Origin of the sequence: Providencia sp. Je.9.19, from assembly GCF_051129765.1 — a bacterium.
Lineage (GTDB): Bacteria > Pseudomonadota > Gammaproteobacteria > Enterobacterales > Enterobacteriaceae > Providencia.
Map to the genome: position 1 here is coordinate 661,706 of NZ_JBCPSS010000001.1, position 25,286 is coordinate 686,991.

Here is a 25,286-nt window from a genome sequence, read left to right on the forward strand (position 1 = left end):
CGGAGGACGTTAATGTCAACACTTAATAGTTTGTTAGGAATGGTGGTAATACTTCTTATCGCCTTCCTTTGTTCTAATAACCGCCGCAAGATAAACTTGCGACTCGTTTCCATCGCATTAATATTACAAATCACATTTGCATTTTGTATGTTGTATTTACCTACGGGTAAGCAAGTCATGATATGGATGGCAGATAAAGTCACCGCATTATTAGATTATACGCAAGTTGGTACTCAATTTTTACTAGGTGGGTTAGCAACAGATAAGATGTTTGAACTGTTGGGTAATGATGGTTTTATTTTTGTTTTCAAAGTATTACCTGTTCTCGTTTTTTTATCTGCGCTATCCGCTTTATTGTTTCATATTGGGATCATGCAAAAACTTATTTTATTAATCGGTGGAGGGTTACATCGTTTATTAGGCTCATCTCGTGCGGAATCAATGTCATCTGCTGCAAATATTTTTCTTGGCGTAACTGAAGCACCATTAGTTATTCGCCCATACTTAAAGCATTTATCGTCATCAGAGTTTTTTACAATTTTAGTCGGTGGAATAGCATCTATTGCAGGAACGGTATTACTAGGTTATGCACAATATGGTGTGAAAATTGAATATTTATTAGCAGCTTCTTTTATGTCTGCACCGGCCGGATTACTGTTTGCAAAATTGTTTTATCCAGAAATAGGGGTAACGAGTGATAAATTTACAACTGGCGACTCCATGCGTGGGCAGAAATCAGAATACCGTAACGGCATTGATGCGGTAACCCAAGGTGCGAGTACTGGTGTGACAATGGCACTTAACATTGCGGGTATGTTATTGGCATTGTTAGCAATTATCGCTATGTTCGATGGTCTCATGATGTGGGCAACGAGTTTCACTGGTTATGAAGTTTCTCTCACACAATTAATTGGTTGGTTATTTTCACCTGTAGCTTGGTTATTAGGGGTTGATTGGGCTGAGGCTCAATTTGCAGGGCAATTATTAGGTCAAAAGGTCTTATTCAATGAATTTATTGCTTATGCTAATCTACAACCCTATTTAGATGGTGGAATTTTACCCGCGACAGGTGAAGCATTAAGCGTGAAAACGCAAGTCATCTTATCTTTTGCATTATGTGGTTTTACCAACATTGGTACAATTGGTATCGCTATTGGCGGAATAGGCGCAATGTGCCCAGAGCGTCGTGGCGAATTAACCAGTATTGCATTTAAAGCCTTTGGCGCTGCAATATTGGCTAACTTGATGAATGGTGCGATTGCTGGATTAATTTTAGGATAATAACTGAGGTGGCAAAATGATAGATGAAACGCCTTTTCGCGAGTTGTGGTTAAAATTCAGTGAACAAGAGCTATTGCCCAATGTTGATTGGTTATTTCGTCATGCGCCGCCGTCAGTTAAAAATACTTTCTGCACCATCCATCTGCAAGAAGGATATAAATTGATTCATCAGGGTACGGAGAATCAGTTTGTTTATATTATTATTGAGGGTGAGTTTGTGGTGAACAAACTTGCGGGTAATGGTAAAGAATTAGCATTAACATTGTGTTATCGCGGTGAGTTTTTAGGCGAAATGGAAGCTCTCTGCCAACAAAAACATTATTATTATGATGTAATTGCGCTAACCGATGCTCGTGTTATACGAATTCCATCAAATAGTTTTCTATCATGGGTTTCTCAAGACCATCGCTTGTCTATTTTGTTAAATCGTCAATTATCCAAGCGTTCATTAATCAATGGAGAACAACGATTAATGACAGCGGTAGATTCCATTGAGAAAAACTTACTTTATATTCTAGAACAATTACCTAGTCATCAAATTCGGTTACCTAGAGATACATTGGCCGCAATTTTAGGTACTTCTCGTCGTCATTTAGATAAAGTTTTATTTAGACTAAAAGAACAAGATGTAATTCAACAAGAAGGCCAAGTCATCATATTAAATTCAGATAGTTAATGGCTTAATTAACATGTCGATGGCGCCTTGAGCTACAGCGAATAAATTTGCCTCGGTTTCTCCTGCACGAGCTCTTAATGAAATTGAATGCAGTATTGCAGTGATAAGCTGTGCGGTTAAATCAATATCACAATTTTCTTTTAATTCTCCATCAATTAAAGCTTGCGTAATAGCAAGGGCAACTTGGTTTATTTGTGCCTTAATGACATTGGCTAAGTGCTGTTGTACTTCTGGAATATCAACTTCAGCTGAGGCAGTAGAAAGGATCATACAACCTAATTGCCCATGTTTCCCAGTATATAATTCAATCCCAACTAAAAAATAGCGCAGTAGTCGTTGCGAAATATCGTCATTGTCATTTTGTTTATTTAGGGCTTCACTATAGCGAGTTCCGGCTATTTTACTGAAATGTTCAATTGCTTTTTCATACATGGCAAATTTGTTTCCAAATGCGCTGTATAAGCTAGGTTTATTCATTTCGGTGGTTAGAACCAAATCATCCATAGAGGTTGCAGTATATCCTTTACGCCAAAATAGTTCTGTAATGTGATTAATCGCAATATCGCTATCGTAGCGACGAGGGCGTCCTTTTTTTTTCATTTTGTACCACTCAGTAAGATATTTATTTACTTATTATTAGATAACTGCCATTATTTTACCATTCGGTATAAAAATAGGGAAGCATAATGAATATTGTGAACGGTATTTATGGTAAAACGACAAAATCTATTATTAAACTTGTTGATGGGGGAAGAAGCAATCAATCTACTCCATTGAAAATAGGCATATTTGTTAGTCCCGGTTTTATGCCAATGGATATCAATGGTGCACAATCTGTTTTTACCATTGCGGCTGCTGAAATTTATTTTATTTGGAAAGAAAAAGAGTTAGTTGAAGGCTATATTGGTTGGCCTACAATGCCAACAATGACGTTTAACGATTGCCCTGATGATCTAGATGTATTAGTTGTAGGGATGGTTCCACCTGAAATCGTTGAAGATATCGAAGTCTTAAACTTTTTTAAGCGCATAGTGCCTAAAACAAAATATGTTATTGCAACATGCTATGGCACATTAGTGCTTGGTGCCGCAGGGTTACTTGTTGGTCGTCGGGCGACGAGTAATTCTAATGTTGTGCCTATGTTAAGTGATCTTGATGCGATTCCAGTTGCTGGAAGCGATGTGATCATCGACGGTAATATTTACACATCGGGTCCTGCTACGGGTTCTTTTGATGCATCGTTATTAGTTTTAGAGCAATTAAAAGATACATCATTTGCACAATTGGTCGAGTTAGCAATTGAATATGACCCAAGACCGCCATTTAAAACGGGTTCTCCATTGCTTGCGGGCACTGAATTAACCGCTATTTCGCAATCATTAACTTCGTCTATTAATCAGCAATATCATCAGTCAGCAATTAAAGGTTTTAATCTGATGAGGAAATAAAATAGTTAATATTAAGTGCCTATTATAGGTGTTTTTTCATAATAGGCACATAGATAAAAAATATTTAAATTTTGTATTAAAGTTAGTGGTTCTTCATTTGTTTTATTTATTATAATGTGCAGTTCCTGCTGAGTAACCTTTAAACATCAATTTAATGAAAGTTATTTTTATCCATTTAAATAATGTTTCATATTTTTTGGCCTTTATATTTTTCATGGCATTTTTTCCTTATATATTTTTTAAGTTTATTTAATAACCAAAACAAAGGCTGGGTTAAAATAAATTTAGTATGAGGCTTGCCACTTGTGTTCTTTTCATATTCCATAAAATATCCTGTTGGTAGGCTAATCTTTAATTAGAATTACATGGTGTAAATATATAAAAAAGTGACAGATGAGTTTTTTTACAAAATACAGATCAAATCAGTCTGTTTTGTATTACAGTACAGATACGGCAAAAAAGTTAAGGGTTTAAGCGTGTTACTGTATAAAAAAATAGCGCAGATGCTACAGGATAAAATTAATCGTGGAGAGTATCTCGGCGGTGAAAAATTGCCATCAGTTAGGGATATTGGTCGAGCTCATGATGTGAGTATCACTACAGCACAACTGGCTTATCGCGAGTTAGAAAGAGTGCAGTTGATCTACGCGGTACCGAAATCAGGTTATTTTGTCATCCCAGAAAAAACACATGCGCCATTACCTAAAGTTGCTAATTATATACAAAAACCTGTTCAAATAGCGCAATGGAACCCAACAATGGGGTTTTTACGCGTTTCAGAAACGCGGGGTGTGACATCTTTATCTTGTGCAGTACCGAATATTGAAGATAAAAGTCTAGAACCGTTGTGGCAAGAAATGGGTATGATAGCTCGACGTAAGAATTCCTTGACACTTGAGTATGACAGCTTACAAGGCTTAGAAGCGTTACGTGAACAAATCCATATTATTTCGGATGATCGTCAACTATTTACACCTGATGATGTTGTGACAACCACAAGTGGCCATCAATCTTTAGCTATTGCTTTGCAAGCTTGTACACAGGGGAATGACGTTGTCGCTGTTGAATCGCCAGCATTTCCCGGTTTATTACAAACATTATATGGGTTAGGACGTAAAATAATTGAGATTCCGACTGATCCTGAAACTGGAATTAATCTTGATAGACTTGAGGAAGCATTTGAATGTTGGAAAGTAAAAGCCGTTGTGGTGACGCCAACATGCAATAACCCAATGGGTTGTATCATGCCTGAATCTCATAAAAAACGATTGTTAGAGATTGCCATAAAATTCAATGGAACAGTAATAGAAAATGATTGTTTGGCTGGCTTAGCGTATGAATATCCAAGACCATCGACAATACAGTCACTTGATAGCGACGGTCATGTGATTTTATGTAGTTCATTTTCTAAAACCGTAGCGCCCGGTACACGTACTGGTTGGATTATTCCTGGAAAATATAAAGAAAAAGTTATGCATTTGAAATATCTTTCCCACTGTTCGGGGGAAATATTTATGCAGCAGGTGATGGCCAATTTTTTAAAAGAAGGGCACTATTTTTTGCATTTACGCCGAATGCGTCAACATTATAGTGAGTTACAGTGCCAATATAAGGAGCTGGTTGAGAGTCATTTTCCTGCACATACGCGTATATCAAGACCACAAGGTGGATTTTCACTTTGGGTTGAACATTTACCGGTCGATAATCGAAAGCTATTAGATATATTACACCGTAATAAAGTCACGGTCTTGACGGGAGAACATTTTTCTACGAGTGAATGCTTTGCTAATCACTTGCGTATTAATTATGCGTTACCATTAATTGCAAGAAGACGAAATGCGATTAAAATACTAGGTGAAACATTAAAATTAACAAGTTTATAGTACATTTTTTTTCACTAAAGCAAATGATATTATTTTTCTAATTATTACAATCCCGCTGAGTTTTAATTAATGAGTCCATAGGAAATGGATTCATTAATTAGCGGTGAGTATTAAGATGTCGCTACAATTGATTGTAATTTTCTAACTCTCATTCCATTTAGCATACTTAACCAAGCGAGCACAGTAACAAATATAAGGATAATAAAAATAGAATAAGGGGGTAATTCAGTTAGTACAATCCCCGTTAGCATTGGATTAAATGCCCCACCTAATAATCCGAGTGATTGAGCAGAAAAATAACTCGATTTCATTCCTTCTGGTGCAATACTATCTATTAGCATATATTCACCCGGCGCGTAAATGAGTTCTCCTAAGGTGAAAATAAAGGAAGCTAACGCCCATAAATATAAGTTTTCACCTGCATTCATAAACACCACTAAGCTAACAACAAAAAATAAACTGCCTAACGTCATCAACTTTCTAAGATTATCAGGATTAATACGTTTACCGACAGTATATTGTAAGGTCACAACAACAATCGCATTAACAGGCAATACGACTCCGATAACGGCTTGTGCAAATTCGCTATTTGCTACCGTGATGACATATTGAGAAATCCAAGTAATAAAGGAGCCAAAGACTAAAGAACCAAGAAAAGTCGATAAAATAAACCAGGCTAAAACGCGATCATGCAGCATTGCTGCGGGATTCCATACTCTTACTTTACCATCTTCATGTTGTGCAGGTTTGATGCTTTGCACAAAGCGCTGAATAAAAAAAATCGGTATGGTCGCTGAAATTGCAGCAAGCCAGAAAGGTAAATTGATGCTATACATCAATAACCAAGTTCCAAGTGGCGGACCAATTGTCCACCCGATATTAATAAAAGTATAATTGAGAGAGAAGATTTTGGCCTTCAGCGCGACGGAAAGTGTATCTGCAAAGTAGCCTTTTAAGACAGTTGAGAAAACAGAATAAGAACAATTAACCAAGGAAAAAAATACGACAACTAGCATTGCATTACTCATCAGAGGGATAGCAATAAAACCACTAATAAAAGCCATTATCGCTAATAACATGCAGCGTTTCTTATCAACGCGATCGGCTAAAATACCGAACCCCATACTAAATAAAATACCAATAGTTAAGGCAATACTCATAGCTATGCCAACGATATCAATTGCCATATGATATTCACGGGTAAGATAAATGGCCATAAAAGGCAAAGTAGCACCACGTCCTATCGTTAAAAGAAGAGAGGACACTAGCAATGCACTATTAGATATATTGGATTTTGACCACATAACTCACGACCTAAAATTATAATAGTTGTTATAGAATTAATAAATGCTACTCAAGGAATTTACTGCGGGTAGATATGATAAAATACATAAAAATAATGTCGCAAGAAATGGCTTATTGCCCTTAAAAATAAAAACAATATTTTGATTATGCCAATGTCCCATTAGCCACCAAATATCTGGTTATTGGAGGTCGTCTAAATTTAATTAGCGTAATCTGCTGTCACTATCTATTTGATTTTTAGTTAAATAAGATGAAAATTAAAAACTAAGCCAATTATTCTATTGTTTCATGTCCTTTCACTGGTATATAAACTATTAAGCGATTACCTTTTTCAATATCAAAGGTGAGCGAACTGTAATCATAGATTTGCTGTTGATTTTGATAGTTGATTTCACGTATGCCAGTACAGGGCTGGTAAATTTCATGTCGATGCCATAAATCGTTAAAAAGAGTTGATTCAGAATTTAGGGTATTAATAAGTTTTTTAATATTAGGGTTATTTTTTGTTCGTGCATAATCTCTACGAAAACTAGCAAGTAATTGCTGAGCAACTAATGGCCATTGGTTAAATCGTTCACGGTAACGTTCATCAATAAACAATAAATAGAGAAAATTACATCGGTGAGATTTTGCTTGTGAAAAATGGAAATAATGATCTGCTTGTGTGTTAAATGCTAATACGTCCCAATGTAAATTTAAGACATAGCAAAGATAATCGTTAGGAAAATCTTTAATCATTCGTGATATTGCAGGGGGAACATTGCTTTCCGTATTTTCAGTCGCAATAGGTTCACGATTTTGTGTTAATAGATATAAGTGTTGGCGCTCAGCACTATTTAAATGTAACGCAGTTGCTAAGCTATCAAGAAATTGGGTTGATACACCAATATCTCGTCCTTGTTCTAACCATGTATACCAAGTTAACCCGACGCCAGCGAGAGTCGCTACTTCTTCACGACGTAATCCTGGAGTTCTTCTGCGAGTTGTTCGAGGTAATCCCATAAGTTCAGGGGATAACCTTTCACGCTTATTTTTCAAGAAATCAGCAAGTTCAGGGCGAGTTCTTTGTCTATCTTTCATATAGCCTATTGTATTTAGTAATAGTATAAGTAGTTAAATTGTAACAGGATAATTAATTTATTATAGTCTTCATTTATTGGGCTGTCTAAATGAGAATTATATGAATAAACATCAAGGAATTGCCTTGTTTGTATTGCTGCTTGCAGGTTTCGTGACAATTTTTGATTTATTTGTCGTTAATGTTGCTATTGTGAGCATAGAAAAATCTTTAAATGCTAGTCTTACTGAATTGACATTAATTATTGTAGGATATGAATTAGCTTTTGGCTTATTACTAATCACAGGGGGAAGATTAGGCGATATTTTTGGTAAAAAAACATTGTATCAAGCCGGTATGCTATTTTTTATTCTCTCATCGGTACTTTGTGCTTTAGCACCTACGGCAATGCTATTAGTGATAGCACGATTTATTCAAGGGTTATCATCTGCTATTTTATTTCCACAGGTTTATTCAAGTATCCGCATTAATTTTGATCAGCAGCAAGCCAAAAAGGCTTTTGGTTATTTAGGTATGATGTTAGGGCTTGCCGCGATTGCAGGACAAGCTTTCGGTGGATGGTTAATAACTTTAAATTTGTTTGGGCTAAGTTGGAGAACTATTTTTTTAATTAATATTCCAATTGGTACTTTAGCTATCGCTTTATCTCATTACTTATCTGAAGGAGATAAAATTAAGGTCAATTTAGATTGGGTAGGTGTTATTTTATCTAGCAGTGGGATTGGTGTAACACTATTACCTTTTTTAATGCTACCTATTTGGGGATGGACTTTAAGTAGTTCTTCCATATTAATTATAGGATTATTGTTGATAGCATTATTTGTTTATTATGAAATTAAATTAGAACAAAAAAGGAAAGTGCCTTTATTGAGCATAAGAATATTGAATAATCGTCCATTTGTGATTGGTCTGTTCATCGTTATGTGTGTTTATGCTACCTCGTCAGCGTTCCCATTGTTGCTATCAATACTATTACAAAATGGGTTAGGGCTGACGCCATTACAGTCAGGTTTAATGTTTGTTTCTGCCAGTATTGGTTTTGTGATTTCCTCTTTCATAACCCCAAGTTGGGTAAACCGATATGGCGATAAAGTTTTATTATGTGGGGCTGTATTATATGGTATTAGTTATATCATTTTGATGATGAATATAAATGTTACATCATCTTTAATTCATTTCAATGAATTGATATTGATTTTATTTTTTATCGGATTCACGCAAGGGATGATTATGACTCCAATGCTAAATTTAGTGCTATCAACCGTTCAGGTGGAGTCTGCAGGTATGGCTTCTGGTTTTACGGCAACGTTACAACAAATTGGTGCGGCTATTGGCGCAACGGCAGCTTTAGTTATTTTACAATATAAACTACAACATACAGTAAGCAAAATGACATTTGAGCAACTTAGTAATGCTGTAAGTTTTAGTCTTTTATTTAATGTCATTATGGCATTGTGTGCTGCGGGGCTTCTTTGGTTATTGATAAGATTAAAATAAAAAATCAATTAGCTTTAGATATACTTATATTAGCTACTCATAGAGCTAATAATTCGTACAATTTATATTATTAATGATTTTATTTACTTCCAATGATAATAAGTCTCAATCTTTATTGTTTTGTTTTAATTTAAATAATTATATGTTATTTCTATTCTAAATATGAACCATTAGTTATTTGAAATAAAAAGGACTTTTATATGCACAAGGTGAATTTAAAACAAAATAAAATTAATTTTCAACAGCGAGATATTATTACATACATTCAAAGAAATATGTTTAATAAAGATATAAAAGAAATATTAGCTAAGGAGGGAGAAAGGAGAGGGATTTCAAATGAAGGTTATTGCTATGGTTTTGTTAAATCATTCCTTCGATATTCTGCCAGTGGTCAAGGGGGAGAATATTTAAATAAGCTAAATACATATATAGATATAATAAATTCTAAAAATAATTCTTCAAATAAGATCACTGAAATCGAGATAGATGCTCAAAAGTATCATGCGAGAGAATCGTTACATAAGTTGATAAAAGATATTGTAAGTGACCAGCAGAGTATTGATAAGTTAGTTAGTATATCTATGTTTTATTCGGAAAACAAATATCCAAAAATAACACCCGGAGGGAAATTTAATGAATACATTATAGAAACAATTAATTATAATAAAAAAAATAGTAAATATAGGTTTGATCGTCTTTATGATGATATTAGCAAAAAGCAAATTGATTTAGTAGAGCGTTATTATAGTGCTCTCTTTGAGAGTAAGCATTTTTTTAATACACCAGAAGGAAAAATGATAGAGTTAGAACCCCAATTCATTACATTAAAAGAATATTTTTCGGATAGGTTGCCAGCATTAAATTACCAATTTTCAGATGATGATGCTGCTATTTTTATAGAAGCTATAATGCTAAAAATAATGAATGATATATCATCGCGTGAAAATGATATGGATAAAAACCATGGTATTATTTACAATGAAGGCTATAGTTCGGATTTAAATAATAAAAACTATTCTATTTCACTAGAAAAATTCATGTCCGAAATGAAACTATCAAAAAAAAATAAAAAAACTGTTTTTTATCAATTTAATAGTGAAGCTCATGCGATGGCTATCACAGTAAAATACGAACCAGTATCGAATAGTTGGGCATATTCATTTTTTGATCCAAATACTGGACTGATGAAGTTTCATGATCAAGATGATTTTTTCAATTATCTCAAAGAAAAGGTTAAAACTAACAGTAAAAACTATGAATTTTCTGTTTTAGATAATGGTGACTATGAAGTTAACATTACAGAATTTACAATTGATAAAAATGTTGCAAAGGGTGGTTATTTAACTGATTCATCTACGGAAGATATAACACGAACTAAAAATAGGTTACTAAGCGAAAGAGCGGTATCCATTTTTTTGGATGTAAATAAAAAATATAAGCTCAGTTATGAAAGCTATGATCCTCAAAATCAGATAATGAGTTTAAATTTGGATTTTGATGGTAAATTTATAAAGATACACACAAATTGTATTGATGGGGCTGACCTTTATGTGAAATTAAAAAATAATCTTTCATTGCTAAGTAAATTAGAAAATGACATTTTTATAAGTGAGGATAGCTACCAATTATTTAATATAGATAATAATGTCGACCTAAGTAAACTTTCTACTGAAACTCGAATAATAGATAAATCATTAGGTAATCCATTTGATAGGCTAGATATTGGCTTTAATGATGTCTACCAGAGTTATATTAAAGAGCCACATCCCAAACCTGCAGTTGGGGAGCAAACACCTTTAACGAATTATATCGATAACTGGACAAATCCTTTTGATTCACAAAAAGAATTAAGTGCATTCCCAAAAGAGAATACTAGACTGGTTAACGCCTCAGAATTTGATCATAATGTTGTTATTCAAATTGGCTATGATGATACTATTGGCAAAATAACCGCTAATGCAATGTCGAAACACCCAAATAAAACTACAGTTATACAATTTGATGTTGCAAGCCAACAATGGAAAGTTTTACAGGGTGACTTGGATGCTAAAATATCAGGGAAAATTCGTTGGATTGTAACGGGTCATGGTCAGTATACATATACACAGAAAGAAACTTTGTATGAAGGTAGTACCTCAAAACAATTCTCTGAAGGAATGATTTATTTAAAAAATAGTGTATTAACACAATACCAACCAGATAAAGTCGTATTAATTGGTTGTAATTTAGCTCGTGGGGGCGTTAATCAAAATTTCGCATTAAAAACGAGTATTGAATTATCGAAAAATGATTTTAACGTGCCTTTAGTTGCCTATAACCGATTAGTTGGAAATACCATTTCTGGAAAAAAAGTTTTCTGGCCTATTGGACGAGAGGGGCATTATTTAGAAACGAAAGATCATCGCCTACTTTTTGTTGTTGATAAATTAACTCAAAAAGTATTCATTAATGATAAACCTGCTGTTGTCTATTTTATTGAACAATTACACAAAGGAGAATTATTTCTTTGGCAGTTACTGAATGAAAGTGAGTCTGATTTCATGCAGATCTTCAAAAATCCAAACAATAATAAAATAGATATTGAATTAATAAGGAAAGTTGCATTTAATCATGATGCTTATAAGTTATTTATTGATGAAGTTAAATTTAGCGATAAACTAGGTGATGGCACTTTCTACCAACGCTTTACAAAAACCTTAGATAGTTGTGATATAAAAGAGGCTCCATTATGGTTAATGGTTGATAGTTCAAAAATTGAAAATAAAGTAGCTCATAGTAGTATTGACAGTGATATTGATAGCAATAATCTTATGGTAATTATCCGGTCTGGTTATGGCGATTTTGGTAAGTTACAAGTAGAGAAGTTAGCATCAACTAACCCAAATAACACACTAATTATTCAATTAAATCCTAATTCTCAAAGAATGATGGTAGAGTATGGAGATGTAGAAAAGCTATCTAAATATTCTAATCAAAACTGGGTTTTAATTGACAATATTACTGAAGACTTGAATTTTAAACAAAATTTAGCAAGTGGGCTAATAAAATTAAAACAACGCTATAAACTTAATGATCCAGGAAAAATTGAATTACATTTAACAGATAAAAAAGAAAAACTAACATTACTAATGAAAACCGAATTTCATTCTGAGTTATCTAAATTTTTAAAGTTAAATGGTTTAGATTCAGATGTCAGATTAAATAAAGGTATAGATAATGAATTAATAGTGAGTGATAAACCATTATTACCACCTAAAAGAATAAGGCTTGATGTTGCATCAATTGAATCTAGGGAGGCAATAGAAACCAAAAATAATATTAGTCTTTTTCTTGAGGAAGTAGCAATAGGGAAATTAGTGCTTTCAGATTTAACTTTATCTGAGCATCCTTATTTAACTCAATATTTTTGTAAGGAAAATGGTGATTTAGATATTAATAAAATAAACATTGCAGTTTATGACCCTATTGTAAATAGAAAGGTACAAGATTTTCTTAATATGGCGAGTCCATCTAATTCTATTGATAAGTGGAATGATTTATTTCTTGATGATCAAGATATCACATTAAAACAACAGGCAATAGAAACTAAATATGTTTTGGATTTTTTAAGCTTACAACCTGAGAAAATAATATATCTAAGCCAGATTTCAGAAAAACGATTGTATTCATTATTTCCTGCTGAGTATGGTTTTCATCGAGGAGATGTCCTCTCTCTAGTTAACGATCCACAAAGTCTAAATTTATATAATGAGCAAATTGATCGCTTTTTGGTGAGTTATAATGAAAGTAAAGTTATATTTAAAGGGGATTCACTAAAGCAAGCGTTACAGAAAATTGCCGATATCAATAATTACCAACAGAACAATTTAATTCAATTATCAATAGTTACCGAAAATATCGTATCGCACACAGATATTAGTGCGACCACTATTTTTTCAGTTGATCATAAATCAATTCATCACATTTATAGTCTACTTCATCAATCAGATAATCTCGATGGTAATGAACTGAGTTTTCAAAAATTTATAATGACAATAAATGATTTAAAAAATAAGTATGTATATAATCGATTATCACCTGAAGAGCATGAGTTATTAGTAAGTTATAATGATTTTTATCAGCGAAAACTATCTGTCCTAGATACAATGGGAATAACTTATAAAGATCAATATATAGCTGATGTTTTACAAAATTTAAAGAATAATCAAATTACGTATTTAAAGAATGAATCAGCTATTTATACCATAATAAGCTATTCGAACGATGGGAAATATTACTTAAGTTTACTCGATAGTACAGGAATGGAATTTAAAGTTTCGAGTCATCACTTTAATGATGCACGATCACAGTTTTCATCTATTTTTCAAAAGCATATAATGCAGACGATTAAGCAACCAGATGGTTCTAAAATTTCAATTGCTCAAAAAGTGGGTTTTCAGCATGATAGTGTAAGCGATTGTAGGGCGACCGTTCAACAAATAGATACTGATAGTCCTATTTATCGTGAATTTAAACAAATAAGACAAAATGAATTACAGTATATTAATCATATAAATGAACGATTATTACTGTCTTCAAGCATGAAGATTAGCTTTGGAAATACAATAATTACGGTTGAGCAATTAAGTAAATTAGGAGCAACCATCGATGGGGTGCCACTAAATGGTGAACATATAAAGCAAGTTGACTGGAAAAATAACATTCAGTTCGACGCAAACCAATTAGCTAGTAGACTTACTATTTTGGGAGACAATCAAGACGATATTAATCTTATTTTAGTGTTGAAAAATATTATCTCAGATAATGAAATTCAAACTTTAATTGCTAAAGGAGCGACATTTCAAGAACGTGCTGTATTGAAGAAGCAACTCAAACTAATTCAACATAGTAATATTATTGAAGATAATGCAGTGCCAGAGATAGTTAAATCGTTAAATAAAGCCGGGACTAAATTACCGGTTTATTCTCGTATCGCTAATCGTTTTGGACAAGGAATGGGGGCTGCTGGTATATTAATGACGATAAATAGTATTTATCAATTAATAGATATGCTCCATGACCCTAATTTAAGTGAATATGAGCGCTTAGAAGCTCAAAAAAATCTGTATATGGCATGTTCTAATGCTTTCTTTAATTACGGCGATATGGTTTTACAACCAATCTTACTTAAAATAGCCTATGGTAAAGCCGGTTCTTTTCATGCGGCAAATCAATTAGCTGCCCGATTAACTATTATTTTTAATCTTATAGGGATGGGGTTAGATGTTTATCAAGCTTATGAAACTTTTAAACAGTTAGATAAAATAACTGATCCTAAAATACGGCAAGATTTAATTGTGGCAGGCTCATTATCAATTGCAAATATCGCGGTTGCTGGATTGACAATAGTAGGAATCATTCTCAGTTCATCTGTTATTCCTGTTATAGGCTTAGTCATTGGTGCAACATTACTGGTTGGTGGGTTAATCTACAATGGTGTGCGAAATGTTGAAAGAATTGAAGAAGAGTTGGGTGAGGAATTAGTTTGGCATGATAGATTAGAGGAAGGTCTAAGAGGCGCCTTCGGAATATCTCCATCTAATAATATTTTAAATCTTTTTAGTTATAAACAGCATATTACTTACTTTAAAAACAGAAATTGGCAACAAGACTTAGATGCATTTAAAGCATCTCAATTATTTTCTGGTTTTCAAGAACATTTACAGTTTGTTGAAAATCCAATTCTAGAGGTTGAGCATAAATATTATATTTACTCAAAGGATAGTGGGCGGGTTATTACTGATACCAAATTTACCAAAAAAATAAAATCAAATATTTTTTCTCATATTGATATGGATGATAAAGGCCCAGTTTATACTCAAAAACAAATTGATTTTATTAGCACAAACTTAAATTATGATGAAAAAGCAAATCGATGGCGTACAGTTACAGGAAATTATAATTTTTTATTTCATTTTAATTTTAAATTTAAGTTAATTAAAAAAGTCGCACCTCTATCGTTTAAACAAGTTGGAAGTGAGAGTATGAATGAAGTTTTAATTTTAAATCCTAGTTATGAGAACCAAACACTCTCTGTTTTTTCTCGAGAGTTCTTACTTGATGATATGTATCGTTCACAAAAAAATAAAAATTTAGTTTCACAACTTACTGACTTACCAACAAGTGAAGTACGTTTTTTTAGACTAAGAAATAGTCATTCAAATAGATATCACCCTGACATTACTGGGGAAGTTGATATCAATGATATGGGCGACGAATACATAAATGAAAGTGAAGAAATTAGTAAGAGAATATTAAGTGAAAAGCCAGAAATTATTTATGAAGGTATGATAAATATTGGCTATAAGTATGAGGAAAAACCGAGGTCTAAAGATATAAGTTTTAACGCTGGTGGCGGCAATGACATCATCATAGGAAAGAATAATTCGAGCAACCATTTTAGCTACGTTTCTGGTAATAAGTTTTTTGTAGGTGGCGCTAAAAATGATATTTTCAATATTTCATTAATCGATAATCAGTTAAAATTCGGAGTAGAGAAGTTATATTTTGATGGCAATGGCGGAAACGATACCCTAAATATAACAAATATCTCAATAAACAGTCTTATAGAGATTGATTTAAATAAAGAAAAATCAAAGTTAGTATTGAACTATGGTGCTTCTAAAGAGCTCTATTTAAGTGATATTCATAATGTCATGCTAAGTAACTCGCGCTCAACTAAATTTTTTATTACAGGAAATGATTCAGATAATGTGATTGATGCCGGTTCGAGTAACGCCTTTATCAATGGTGGGCGAGGTAATGACCAGTTGATATTTGAGTCTGGTATTATTAATGGTGGTGATGGAAATGACAATTATTACATGCGCCGATTTGATTGGAGTACTTATATTAATGAGACTAAAGGTCCAACAGATTTTATTTATTTAACTGCGAATATTTCAGAAAATGATATCGGTTTTAGTGAGGTTAATTTAGGCTATTCTCTTGACGAAATTAAAGATATTCAATTTTCTGGCAATAACTTAGTTGTCACTATTTATTCTCAATATACTGTGAAAAATAGCGAAGTTGTAAAGTATAATTTACAAGCTAATTTAACATTGGGAAATGTTTATCGTGAGGTGAATGGAACATTAAAAGTTAATCATCAATATAGACTACGTACACTAGATGGGTTTATCTTAAATAGCCAATTAAAAGATATTGAAAAAGGTAAGTTTATAGATAACAAACAAATTTATGAAGTCACATATCACCAAGACAGTGATTCCTTACATAAGAAGACAGGTAAATCGACACGAATTAATATGCCTGAAAATATAATCTCTATTGGGGATGAGCGATTATACAGTGCTCCCCATTGGGGGAAATTCAACTTTATTGGTTTGATCAATAAGTTAGATTATGAAGGTAGTAACACGAATGACCAATTATTAATGGTAGACAGAAATAGTCAAATCATGGTGAGTAAAGGCAGTGATCTTTATCAAATTAGCCCCGAGCAGTTTGTGCAAGGAAATCTTACATTCGACTTTTCTAATGTACAGGGTAATTATACCGAAAATGATCGTGTTATTATTGCATTACCCTTTGAGAATGGCTTTGAACTGCAATCTGACCGGCAATCTTTATATCTAAAGAACCGTTTCGGTGATAAAAAGTTGACGCTTAATTTTATTAATTATGATGAATCAATGTCAAAAAGTGTTGTTATTCAAGATAGTAACAGTAATCTATTTCAACTAGAACTAAATAAAGGTGGTCACAGCATTGTATCTGCACTAAATGTTTCTTCAGCTACTGATAATGACGACTACCTTCGTATTCCTACTGGCTTTAAAATACCAAATTCTATTATTGCTGGGCTTAATGGCCATGATGTTATTGAAGTAAATAATAGTGATGGCGTTATTGTCGATGGTGGTGAAGGGAATGACATTATTAAGGTAACTCAAGGTTACAATGTACTTTATGGTGGTGGAGGTAATAATTTCGTTTATGGTGGGATTCAAAGTGATCTCATGTTATCAGATATTGGTAATGATGTATTGGTAGGTGGGGAAGGTGATGACAATTACCTTATCGATGGTAGCCGTGGTGATGGGATGACGACAATTGTCGATGAAATCGGCAATAATCATGTACATTTATGTCATTTTTCAACTCAATATCAAGAAATTATTGAGGATGGGGTGAGTTTCCGTGTATATAGTGCGATATCATCACCGCGTAAAGTTAGAATAAAGTATTCTAAACAAACTGATAGCATTCAAATGAGTATTAATCACTATCAATCATTACCTAGCCATATTCCCATCTCAGCGCAGTCTAATATGGATCAGTTAGTAAAACATTTAAGTATACAAAAACAGAAAAGAGAACAATTAGATCCATTGATTATTTGGCGGCCAATGGATGAATTTAAAAATACGCTTGTTGGTAGTGATTTTACGCCTATAGATCAAAGCTCGGAAAAAGTTTATGTTAATGAGCATTCACCGTTCAGACAATTAGTATTAAAAAATACAGGGAAAACCCAAAGGTTGTGGGATAAAAGTGGTCATGGCCGTGTATTGATGGCACAAGCTCAAGAAGGAAGTATTTCAGTAAAAGATGGCAATAATGTTCTTTACAGTGACCGGGGGGAAAACAATCTATACGGCGGGAAAGGGAACGACATATTGATTTCCAATGGCACTGATGGAATGCTAAATGATGAGGGAGGGAAAAATATTTTTATTATTAATGGTGATAAAAAAGGTGGTGCATATATTCGTAATTTTGGTGGGCAAAATACGATTCACCTTATTAATTTTAAACCATCCTGTTATCGAGAGGCTCCTAATAATATCGAAAATAGTACGACGTATACCTATGAGTCAGAAAATGGCAATAGAGTGAAAATTTATCAATATCCAAACATGCAAGCACCGACAGTCGTTCACCATAAAATATTAACTGATATCAATGACAATTCTGTAGAACAACAATTAGATTATTTAGTTAATTCTTTAGCATCAATACGTATGCAGGATGAATATAGTAGCGTTGAGGTGGGGGAAACGAAAATATCTTGGGACCCTATAAATTATGTTGAAAATTTTATGCAAAAAGTCAGTTAGTGTTAGGTGGGGATAGTTAAATTTTAATTTAAAATAAAGGGCCAAATTAATTACAGTCTGATGTTGGCCCTTATTTACGTTTAACTATAATGCAGCCATATAAACTCGGCGGCTAACTTCTGGTGTAATATCCTGATGTTCACCTAAGGTGACCATGTTGTGTATTTCTAAGCTTTTTACCAATGGTTCAATAACATTTTGCGTTAAATTATAGTCAATAAAGCGGGTTCCAACCTGCATTTTTTCGAAGAACTCACGCGTTAACTCAATAGCTTTGAGAGCTTTTTCTTTTTCAGTGCCTTGTGATATTCCCCAAACTTGTTCAGCATATTGAGCAAGTTTAGCTTGTTTTTGCGGCAATTTTTCAATCAACATCGAAGGCAATACAATCGCTAATGTTTGAGCATGGTCTAAACCATAAAGTACGGTAATTTCATGGCCTAGCATATGTGTTGACCAATCTTGAGGTACACCAGCACCAATTAAACCATTGAGCGCTAATGTTGCTGTCCACATCAAATTTGCTCGAATATCATAATCTTTTGGCATTTCTAATGCTTTGGGACCAATTTCAATTAATGTCTTGAGTAAGCCTTCAGCAAAAACATCTTGCACATTAGCATTTACTGGATAGGTTAAATATTGTTCTACGATGTGAACAAAAGCATCGACTACACCATTGCTTATTTGGCTTGGTGGTAATGTATAAGTTTTGACTGGGTCTAAAATTGAAAATTGAGGGAAAACTTTATCACTCATAAATGCTAATTTTGACTGTAATTCTGTACGAGTGATCACTGAACCTTTATTCATTTCAGAACCGGTAGCGGGTAGAGTTAATACCGTACCAAAAGGAAGTGCTGTTTTAATTGTTGTGCCGCCACTGGTAACAACTTCCCATTTATCACCTGGGTAATTAACTGCTGCCGCAACAAATTTAGTGCCATCAATAACCGAACCTCCACCTACGGCCAGTAAAAAATCAAATCCTTCCTGTTCAATTTTATCGACAGCCTTTATCAGGGTTTCATAGCGGGGGTTAGCTTCAATACCGCCAAATAGCCCAAATTCTCTATTACCAAGGGCATGCTCAACCTCATCTAATGTACCTGTTTTTCTTGCGCTTTCACCACCAAATAAAATAAGAACTTTGGCATTTTTAGGCACCAATCGATTCAATTCTGCGACTTTACCTTCACCAAAAACGATACGTGTTGGGTTGTAAAACTCAAAATTATTCATATGCAGACCTTCGTTTAATGTGGAAATTGAAGAATTCAGTTACACCGTTTAATAACAGGCATTGAAGTGATAATAGATTATTGAATAATTATAAGGGAAATAATTGATTCTATATACTATAGAGTTTTATATTGAATTTTTTGAGGGATTAAAAGAAAAGTATCTTACTGATTAATATGAATTACTTCTTAATTTTTGTTATTTTAAAAAATAATCGGGGTAAATTTATGAAGTAAAATTCTATGAATATATTTGACATTCTTTTTTTTTGCGCCTAGATTTAATTCATTCAAATGAATTAAATTCAATAAACACGTAGAGGTAACCATGAAAAATATATCGATTCCTGCGGCATTTACATTAAGTGAACGTGATAGACGATGGGCGTTAGCAAGGCAAATCATGCGAGAAAATAATCTCGAAACTTTGATGATTTATGGAGATAGAGAATCAGCAGCACCTGCTCCATTTTGTATTGACCACTATTTTACTAACGACAGATTAGGTTCAGTTGTGTTGTTTCATCAAGAAAAAGACCCCATTGTTGTTACATTTGCGCCTATGATGGTCGCTGATCATATGCAAGCTTCAATAAGAGGGGATATGCAGTGGATATCTCCAGAGCAAATAATGGTTGGTAAAACAGGGCGAAATATTGGTCAAATTCTAATTGATTTAGGTGTATCTGCTCATGCAAATATTGGTGTTATTGGGTTAGAGCCTTACCCACCATTTTATTTCGATGGAGCTATGCCGTTCAATACACTTTCAGGCATTAAAGAAAAACTCCCTAATGTAAATTTCATTCCAGTTTATAAATCTTTTTTCCAACTCGCATCGATTAAAAGTGAAGAAGAAATCTTACATATTAAGCATGCCGCTATGATTGGTGAAGCAATGAGCGAGGCCATGAGGATCACTGCAATACCTGGAAATACAGAAGCTGATATAGCAGCAGCAGTGACCGCAACTTGCCTGTCAATGGGGGGATTTACTGCTGAAATATTAATGGGGTCAGGACCTGAATATATTGGTTGGGGGCAGCCCGCTTGGCAATATCGATCACAAAAACCTCGTGAAATACAATTGGGCGATATTGTTCTGACTGAAATATTTGCATTGTATGGCATGTATGAGACACAGCATCAAGCCGCAGTTGCTGTAGGAAAAATCCATCCAGAAATTGAGCGAGCTGCACAAGTATCTAGAGAATGCTATGAAATTGGCGTGGAAAATTTAAAAGAAGGGATCACATTCGGCGAATTGGTTGATAAAATGGAGAAACCGCTTTTACAGGCAAAAGGGTGGCATGTACATCCACTTATCCATAGTATTAATCCATATGGTCCTATTGGTTTTGGGACCGCTCCCGGAATTGAAGTGCTGCCACTAGCACAAAAATATGGTCATGTGAGTCGTCTTCCTAATCCTGGGCGCGAATTAGTATTAAAAGCTGGGATGACATTTGCATTTGAACCTAATTGTGCTTTTGATTACCATTTGTGTAATCTAGGCGGTACTGTGATAGTCGGAAAAGACAAAGGTATTGAACTTAATAATAATTCAACTCATCTAATGCGTGCAGATGTGTAATTAAATAGGATAACGGCTGTATATGACTGAAATAAATAAAAATATACTTTCATCTGAGTTGACTAAAGAAAAACTGATAAATGAAGGGATCAAATTATTTGCTCTTCATGGTATTAATGGCGTAAGAACACGCCAACTTGCTGAAAATGCGGGTGTAAACCAATCGGCAATTCCTTATCATATGGGTGGAAAATTGGGCGTCTATACAGCTGTTATCCGTAAAATTGCGACTGAACTGGCTAGGGAGAGTAACGTTGAAATTTTTGATTCGCAATTTACACAGATACGTACACAATCACAATGTGACGCTCAAAAGGCAGAAATGTTAATTAAGTTATTAATGAATGGGCTAAGCCGTGCATTACTTGCACCTGAGCGTGAATATTACTCAGTATTGATTCTTAGAGAGCAACTTGAGCCTACTGAAAATGCAGAAATTATTTTTAATGAATTTATTGCCCCGTTCCATGTAAGATTGTCAGATCTTGTTCAGTTTATTACTCATCACGATAAACAAACTGCAATTATTATTGCTCATGCCTTGATAGGACAGATATTAGGTTTTGTCATTGCTCGAAAATCTGTACTAAAAAGATTAGAAAAAAGAGAATTAGACCTTTCGTTGATTGAACAAATTTCGGAACAAATAAATATACTCGCGTGTAGAGCCATCATAACTCAATAGAAAATATTATTTTTTTTTGTATCATGTGGTGATTAATCGCATTGTTTTTAGCTTAAATCATCTTTGTTATAGGCTTTTTACGTTAATATATTTGGGTAACTTGTATAGGTTTTCGATAAAGATTCTAACTATACGACTTATGGCAAATATATTTTTATTAAAAATGGAGCGGAAGAATTATGCAGCGTTTTATGAATCTAGATCTTCCCCCCGAACCTGTTATTAATAGTAACTGTGTTAGAAAGCGCTTAAAAAATAGTGTTTGTGATAATTGTGCATCCAGTTGCCCAGTTGGGGCAATTTCATTTACACAGATGAATGCCAAAATTGATAATGAGCTGTGTTTTCAATGTGGTAACTGTTTATTTTCTTGTCCAGTTGATGCGATTGAAAACATTACTCCTCACGAGCGCACATATCAAAATAATTATCTAATGATTAATCACGATGAACCATTAGCAACAACGGAAGAATTAATTGTTTGGCATCGTCAGTATCAAATTCGTGGTATACAAATTGCCTCGCCATTGGTTGATAAGTGGCTTCCAACCCTTGCAGCTTTGAATATTAAATTAAAAACCTTACAAGAACCTATTTGGCAATTAATAATTGTTCAACCGCCAGAAGTTGACAGTGGGCGTCGTATGATGTTATTTCGTCAAAAGTTAGATCAAAAACCTTTAGATAAAGGTGTAGTTAAAACAGGATTAAATGCAAGAAAACAATTTTATCCAGAAGATAGTTGGTTTCATATTGAATTAGATGTAGCAAGTTGTATTTTATGTGGTGCATGTGCCAAAGTTTGTGATGAAAATGCGATTGAAATTGGCGATAACCAATTTAATTTAGATGATAAACGTTGTACAGGTTGTATGAGCTGTCAAGTTGTCTGTTTTCCAAAATCAATTCATGTACATGAACACGTCGCTAAAAATAGTGAACCCTTGACTTTTCAATACTATGACGCTAAATGTCATACTTGTCAGTTGCCATTCTTTTCATGGACAGCTGATAATAAAACTTGCCCAATTTGTACTCAACATAAGAAACAAGGTTGGCTATAGAGTGAGTAATTTAGCTTTTCTATATTGATTTTAAAGGCCCTGAATGGGCCTTTTTAATATTTATGAATGTGACGCATTTTGTAGATGAGTAATAATTAAATTAGCAATATTAGAATTTAAAGCAGGCGGGGTTTCATGTCCCATTCCATCAATAATTTCTAGTGTTGCATTCGCAATATTATGTGCAATATCTTGACCCGCAGCTAAAGGAAATAGCGGATCAATAGAACCATGAATCACTAATGTAGGTGCCGTAATATTCACTAAATATGGGCGAATATCACCAGTGACTATGACTGCAACTATTTGGCGTGTAGTTCCTTGTGGCGAGTAATTTCGAGCCAATGCTTGTAAAATATAATCACGATAATATTCTTCATCAAATGGACAACTTGATGAACTAATTCGGCGATAAAATACTAATTGACCATTTAAATAGCCATCAATGTCTTCTTTTGGATTAATACTTGGCCTGATTAGCATATCCAGAACATCTGGTTCACTTTGCGGTAAGCTTGGATTGCCCGTTGAGGACATAATTGGACATAAACTAATAATACGCTCTGGCGCTTTTGCAGCGACTAATTGCGCGATTATTCCTCCCATTGAGCGGCCAATTACATGGGCTTTGTTAATTGATAAAGAGTTTAAAAGGTGAATAACATCATCAGCCATATCAAATAGAGTATACGGAACCTCAACTTTTTCCCCATTTTGTAATTTTTGTACCAATTCGTTTAAATCAATGGGAGGGGAATCGTTGAAATGTGGCGATAACCCTGCATCACGGTTATCAATGCGAATAATATAAAACCCAGCCTTGGCTATTTGTTGGCAAAAATCTTCGGTCCAGCTAATGTTATGCCCACCTAAACCTGGGATCAAAACAACAGCAGGGTTTGTCGCGATACCAAAGGCATCATAGAAAAGCGAGATTTGTTGGTTAGTAGTCATTTTTCATCCATGTTCTAAACAGTTATGTTATTTATCCAATAAGTTAGCCTAAAAGTTAATCATAATAAACAAGAATAGTGACTATTTTTTAGTATAAGTTTGAGCTATTTTAATTATTATTATGACAAATAACATTATATTAAGTTAAATAATGAAATATTATTATCAATAAAAGAGCATGAATATCATGATGGATTGATAGATTACCTATAATTAATATTTTTAACCTCGCTGCTGTTAGTTCTCATATAGATGTTATTTTGTACATAAAAATGCGATAGAAAGTAATACTATAGCAATGATTAATACTGTATTTATTCCAGAAAGTGCAATTAGTAAGCTTCCTAATACTGAGCCAGCAGCAATTCCAATATTGAAAATGGAGATATAAAGAGAACTCGTAATTTCAATGTTTTTTGAACTGTTAACGATCATCCAAGTCATTAATGCTACAGAAACACCTCCATATGAAATACCCCACAAGATCATATTAATGCTAGTATTAATAATATTTAGGGGGGCTATAATAAATATTATTAGTGCTAAAATAATACCTGTAATAATTAGTCTTATAGATAAGTGCAACCGTGAGTTTGAACTAATTCCAAAAATAAAGTTACCCAATATACCTGAAACTCCATACAGTAATAAAATAATACCGAGTTTTTCGCCAGAGATATCACTGCTTAATAGTAAAGGTCTAATATAAGTAAATACTAAAAAATGACCAGAAACTAATAAGAAAGTCATTAATAATGCGATATAAATAATTGGTCTCTTAATTTGATATATAAAAGCCTTTATTGTAGGTATTGATTGCACAGGAAGAGGGGGCAAATAATACATTAATAATAATGTCAAAGTAAAAGATAAGCTACCCATTAAGAGGAATGCTTTACGCCAACCTAACCATTCGCCAATGAAAACGCTTAGAGGAACACCAATAACAGATGCGGCTGCGACACCGCCAAATATCAATGAGGTTGCAATACTTACTTTTTTTGGCGGAACAAGGCGTGGCGCTATTCCACCCGCAATTGACCAAATAATTCCAATACATATGCCTACAAAGGCTCGGCTAATAAGCAATAGACTAAAATGAGGTGTAAATGCAGCAATTAAATTGCATGCCATTAGCAAAAATGCGCCAAATACTAAGATTATCTTTCTGTCTAAAGTTCGAGTAAATAAGATAATAATTGGAGCACTGATTGCTGCAATTATTGCGGGTAGTGTCATTAATAGGCCAGCAGTGCTGGTTGATACTAAATATTGTGCTGCAATTGGATTTAATAAACCAATTGGGAGCATTTCTGTGGTCACGACTGTAAAGGTGGCAAGTGTAGCAGCAAGTACTGCTTTCCAAGAATGTTGATAATTATTTGATGAAGACCCTATGGATGAATTTAAAGACATCTTGATTCCAAATGTAATTTGACTTGTCAGTTGATCATA

Annotated in this window: 15 protein-coding genes; 9 read left to right on the top strand and 6 right to left on the bottom strand. The window is 33.8% G+C overall.

The features are described 5' to 3' along the window. Window positions 1-12 precede the first annotated feature (12 nt). Both AAZR93_RS03195 and AAZR93_RS03200 read left to right on the top strand, forming a co-directional pair. Window positions 13-1,281, top strand: a complete 1,269-nt coding sequence (locus tag AAZR93_RS03195) for a NupC/NupG family nucleoside CNT transporter (RefSeq protein ID WP_434718954.1) — start codon at window positions 13-15, stop codon at window positions 1,279-1,281. Window positions 1,282-1,297: 16 nt separating this feature from the next. Continuing rightward, a complete protein-coding gene (locus tag AAZR93_RS03200; RefSeq protein WP_294103759.1) occupies window positions 1,298-1,957 on the top strand; it encodes a Crp/Fnr family transcriptional regulator in 660 nt (219 codons plus the stop codon). Here AAZR93_RS03200 and AAZR93_RS03205 read toward each other — a convergent pair. Continuing rightward, window positions 1,946-2,557 carry a TetR/AcrR family transcriptional regulator gene (locus AAZR93_RS03205; protein ID WP_434718955.1) on the bottom strand — a complete coding sequence of 204 codons (612 nt, stop codon included), beginning with the start codon at window positions 2,555-2,557 and terminating at the stop codon, window positions 1,946-1,948. The two genes, AAZR93_RS03200 and AAZR93_RS03205, sit on opposite strands and share 12 nt — an antisense overlap. An 86-nt stretch (window positions 2,558-2,643) precedes the next feature. Between AAZR93_RS03205 and AAZR93_RS03210 the strand changes: the two genes are divergently transcribed. Further along, on the top strand, window positions 2,644-3,405 hold the full coding sequence (locus AAZR93_RS03210; protein WP_434718956.1) for a DJ-1/PfpI family protein: 762 nt from the start codon (window positions 2,644-2,646) through the stop codon (window positions 3,403-3,405). Window positions 3,406-3,881: 476 nt separating this feature from the next. Further along, on the top strand, window positions 3,882-5,288 hold the full coding sequence (locus AAZR93_RS03215; protein ID WP_434718957.1) for a PLP-dependent aminotransferase family protein: 1,407 nt from the start codon (window positions 3,882-3,884) through the stop codon (window positions 5,286-5,288). A gap of 110 nt (window positions 5,289-5,398) precedes the next feature. Here the strand turns inward: AAZR93_RS03215 and ydeE are convergent, their stop codons facing one another. Together ydeE and AAZR93_RS03225 are read right to left on the bottom strand one after the other, a co-directional pair. Further along, window positions 5,399-6,592 (bottom strand): efflux MFS transporter YdeE, encoded by a 1,194-nt coding sequence (ydeE, locus tag AAZR93_RS03220; protein ID WP_434718958.1) that lies wholly within the window; start codon window positions 6,590-6,592, stop codon window positions 5,399-5,401. A 274-nt stretch (window positions 6,593-6,866) separates the two neighbouring features. Then, window positions 6,867-7,673, bottom strand: a complete 807-nt coding sequence (locus AAZR93_RS03225) for a helix-turn-helix transcriptional regulator (protein WP_434718959.1) — start codon at window positions 7,671-7,673, stop codon at window positions 6,867-6,869. A 100-nt stretch (window positions 7,674-7,773) separates the two neighbouring features. Between AAZR93_RS03225 and AAZR93_RS03230 the strand changes: the two genes are divergently transcribed. Beyond that, window positions 7,774-9,168: an MFS transporter gene (locus AAZR93_RS03230; protein WP_434718960.1), complete on the top strand. Its 1,395-nt coding sequence runs from the start codon at window positions 7,774-7,776 to the stop codon at window positions 9,166-9,168. Window positions 9,169-9,368: 200 nt separating this feature from the next. Next, window positions 9,369-18,293: a C80 family cysteine peptidase gene (locus AAZR93_RS03235; RefSeq protein ID WP_434718961.1), complete on the top strand. Its 8,925-nt coding sequence runs from the start codon at window positions 9,369-9,371 to the stop codon at window positions 18,291-18,293. 84 nt (window positions 18,294-18,377) lie between these two features. Here the strand turns inward: AAZR93_RS03235 and AAZR93_RS03240 are convergent, their stop codons facing one another. Then, window positions 18,378-19,535 carry an iron-containing alcohol dehydrogenase gene (locus tag AAZR93_RS03240; protein WP_434718962.1) on the bottom strand — a complete coding sequence of 386 codons (1,158 nt, stop codon included), beginning with the start codon at window positions 19,533-19,535 and terminating at the stop codon, window positions 18,378-18,380. A gap of 327 nt (window positions 19,536-19,862) precedes the next feature. On the opposite strand from AAZR93_RS03240, the gene AAZR93_RS03245 reads away from it, so the two are divergent. The 3 genes from AAZR93_RS03245 to AAZR93_RS03255 all read left to right on the top strand — a co-directional run bounded on the left by AAZR93_RS03245 (window position 19,863) and on the right by AAZR93_RS03255 (window position 22,877). Next, complete coding sequence (locus AAZR93_RS03245) at window positions 19,863-21,128, top strand: M24 family metallopeptidase (RefSeq protein WP_434718963.1); 1,266 nt, start codon at window positions 19,863-19,865, stop codon at window positions 21,126-21,128. Window positions 21,129-21,150: 22 nt separating this feature from the next. After that, a complete protein-coding gene (locus AAZR93_RS03250; RefSeq protein ID WP_434718964.1) occupies window positions 21,151-21,813 on the top strand; it encodes a CerR family C-terminal domain-containing protein in 663 nt (220 codons plus the stop codon). Between the two features lie 179 nt (window positions 21,814-21,992). Continuing rightward, complete coding sequence (locus AAZR93_RS03255) at window positions 21,993-22,877, top strand: 4Fe-4S binding protein (RefSeq protein ID WP_434718965.1); 885 nt, start codon at window positions 21,993-21,995, stop codon at window positions 22,875-22,877. Between the two features lie 60 nt (window positions 22,878-22,937). Here AAZR93_RS03255 and AAZR93_RS03260 read toward each other — a convergent pair whose 3' ends face one another. Both AAZR93_RS03260 and AAZR93_RS03265 read right to left on the bottom strand, forming a co-directional pair. After that, on the bottom strand, window positions 22,938-23,831 hold the full coding sequence (locus AAZR93_RS03260; RefSeq protein WP_434718966.1) for an alpha/beta fold hydrolase: 894 nt from the start codon (window positions 23,829-23,831) through the stop codon (window positions 22,938-22,940). A 255-nt stretch (window positions 23,832-24,086) separates the two neighbouring features. Next, the gene (locus tag AAZR93_RS03265; RefSeq protein WP_434718967.1) at window positions 24,087-25,247 is read right to left on the bottom strand and encodes an MFS transporter; all 1,161 of its coding nucleotides are present in this window, start codon (window positions 25,245-25,247) and stop codon (window positions 24,087-24,089) included. Window positions 25,248-25,286 lie beyond the last annotated feature (39 nt).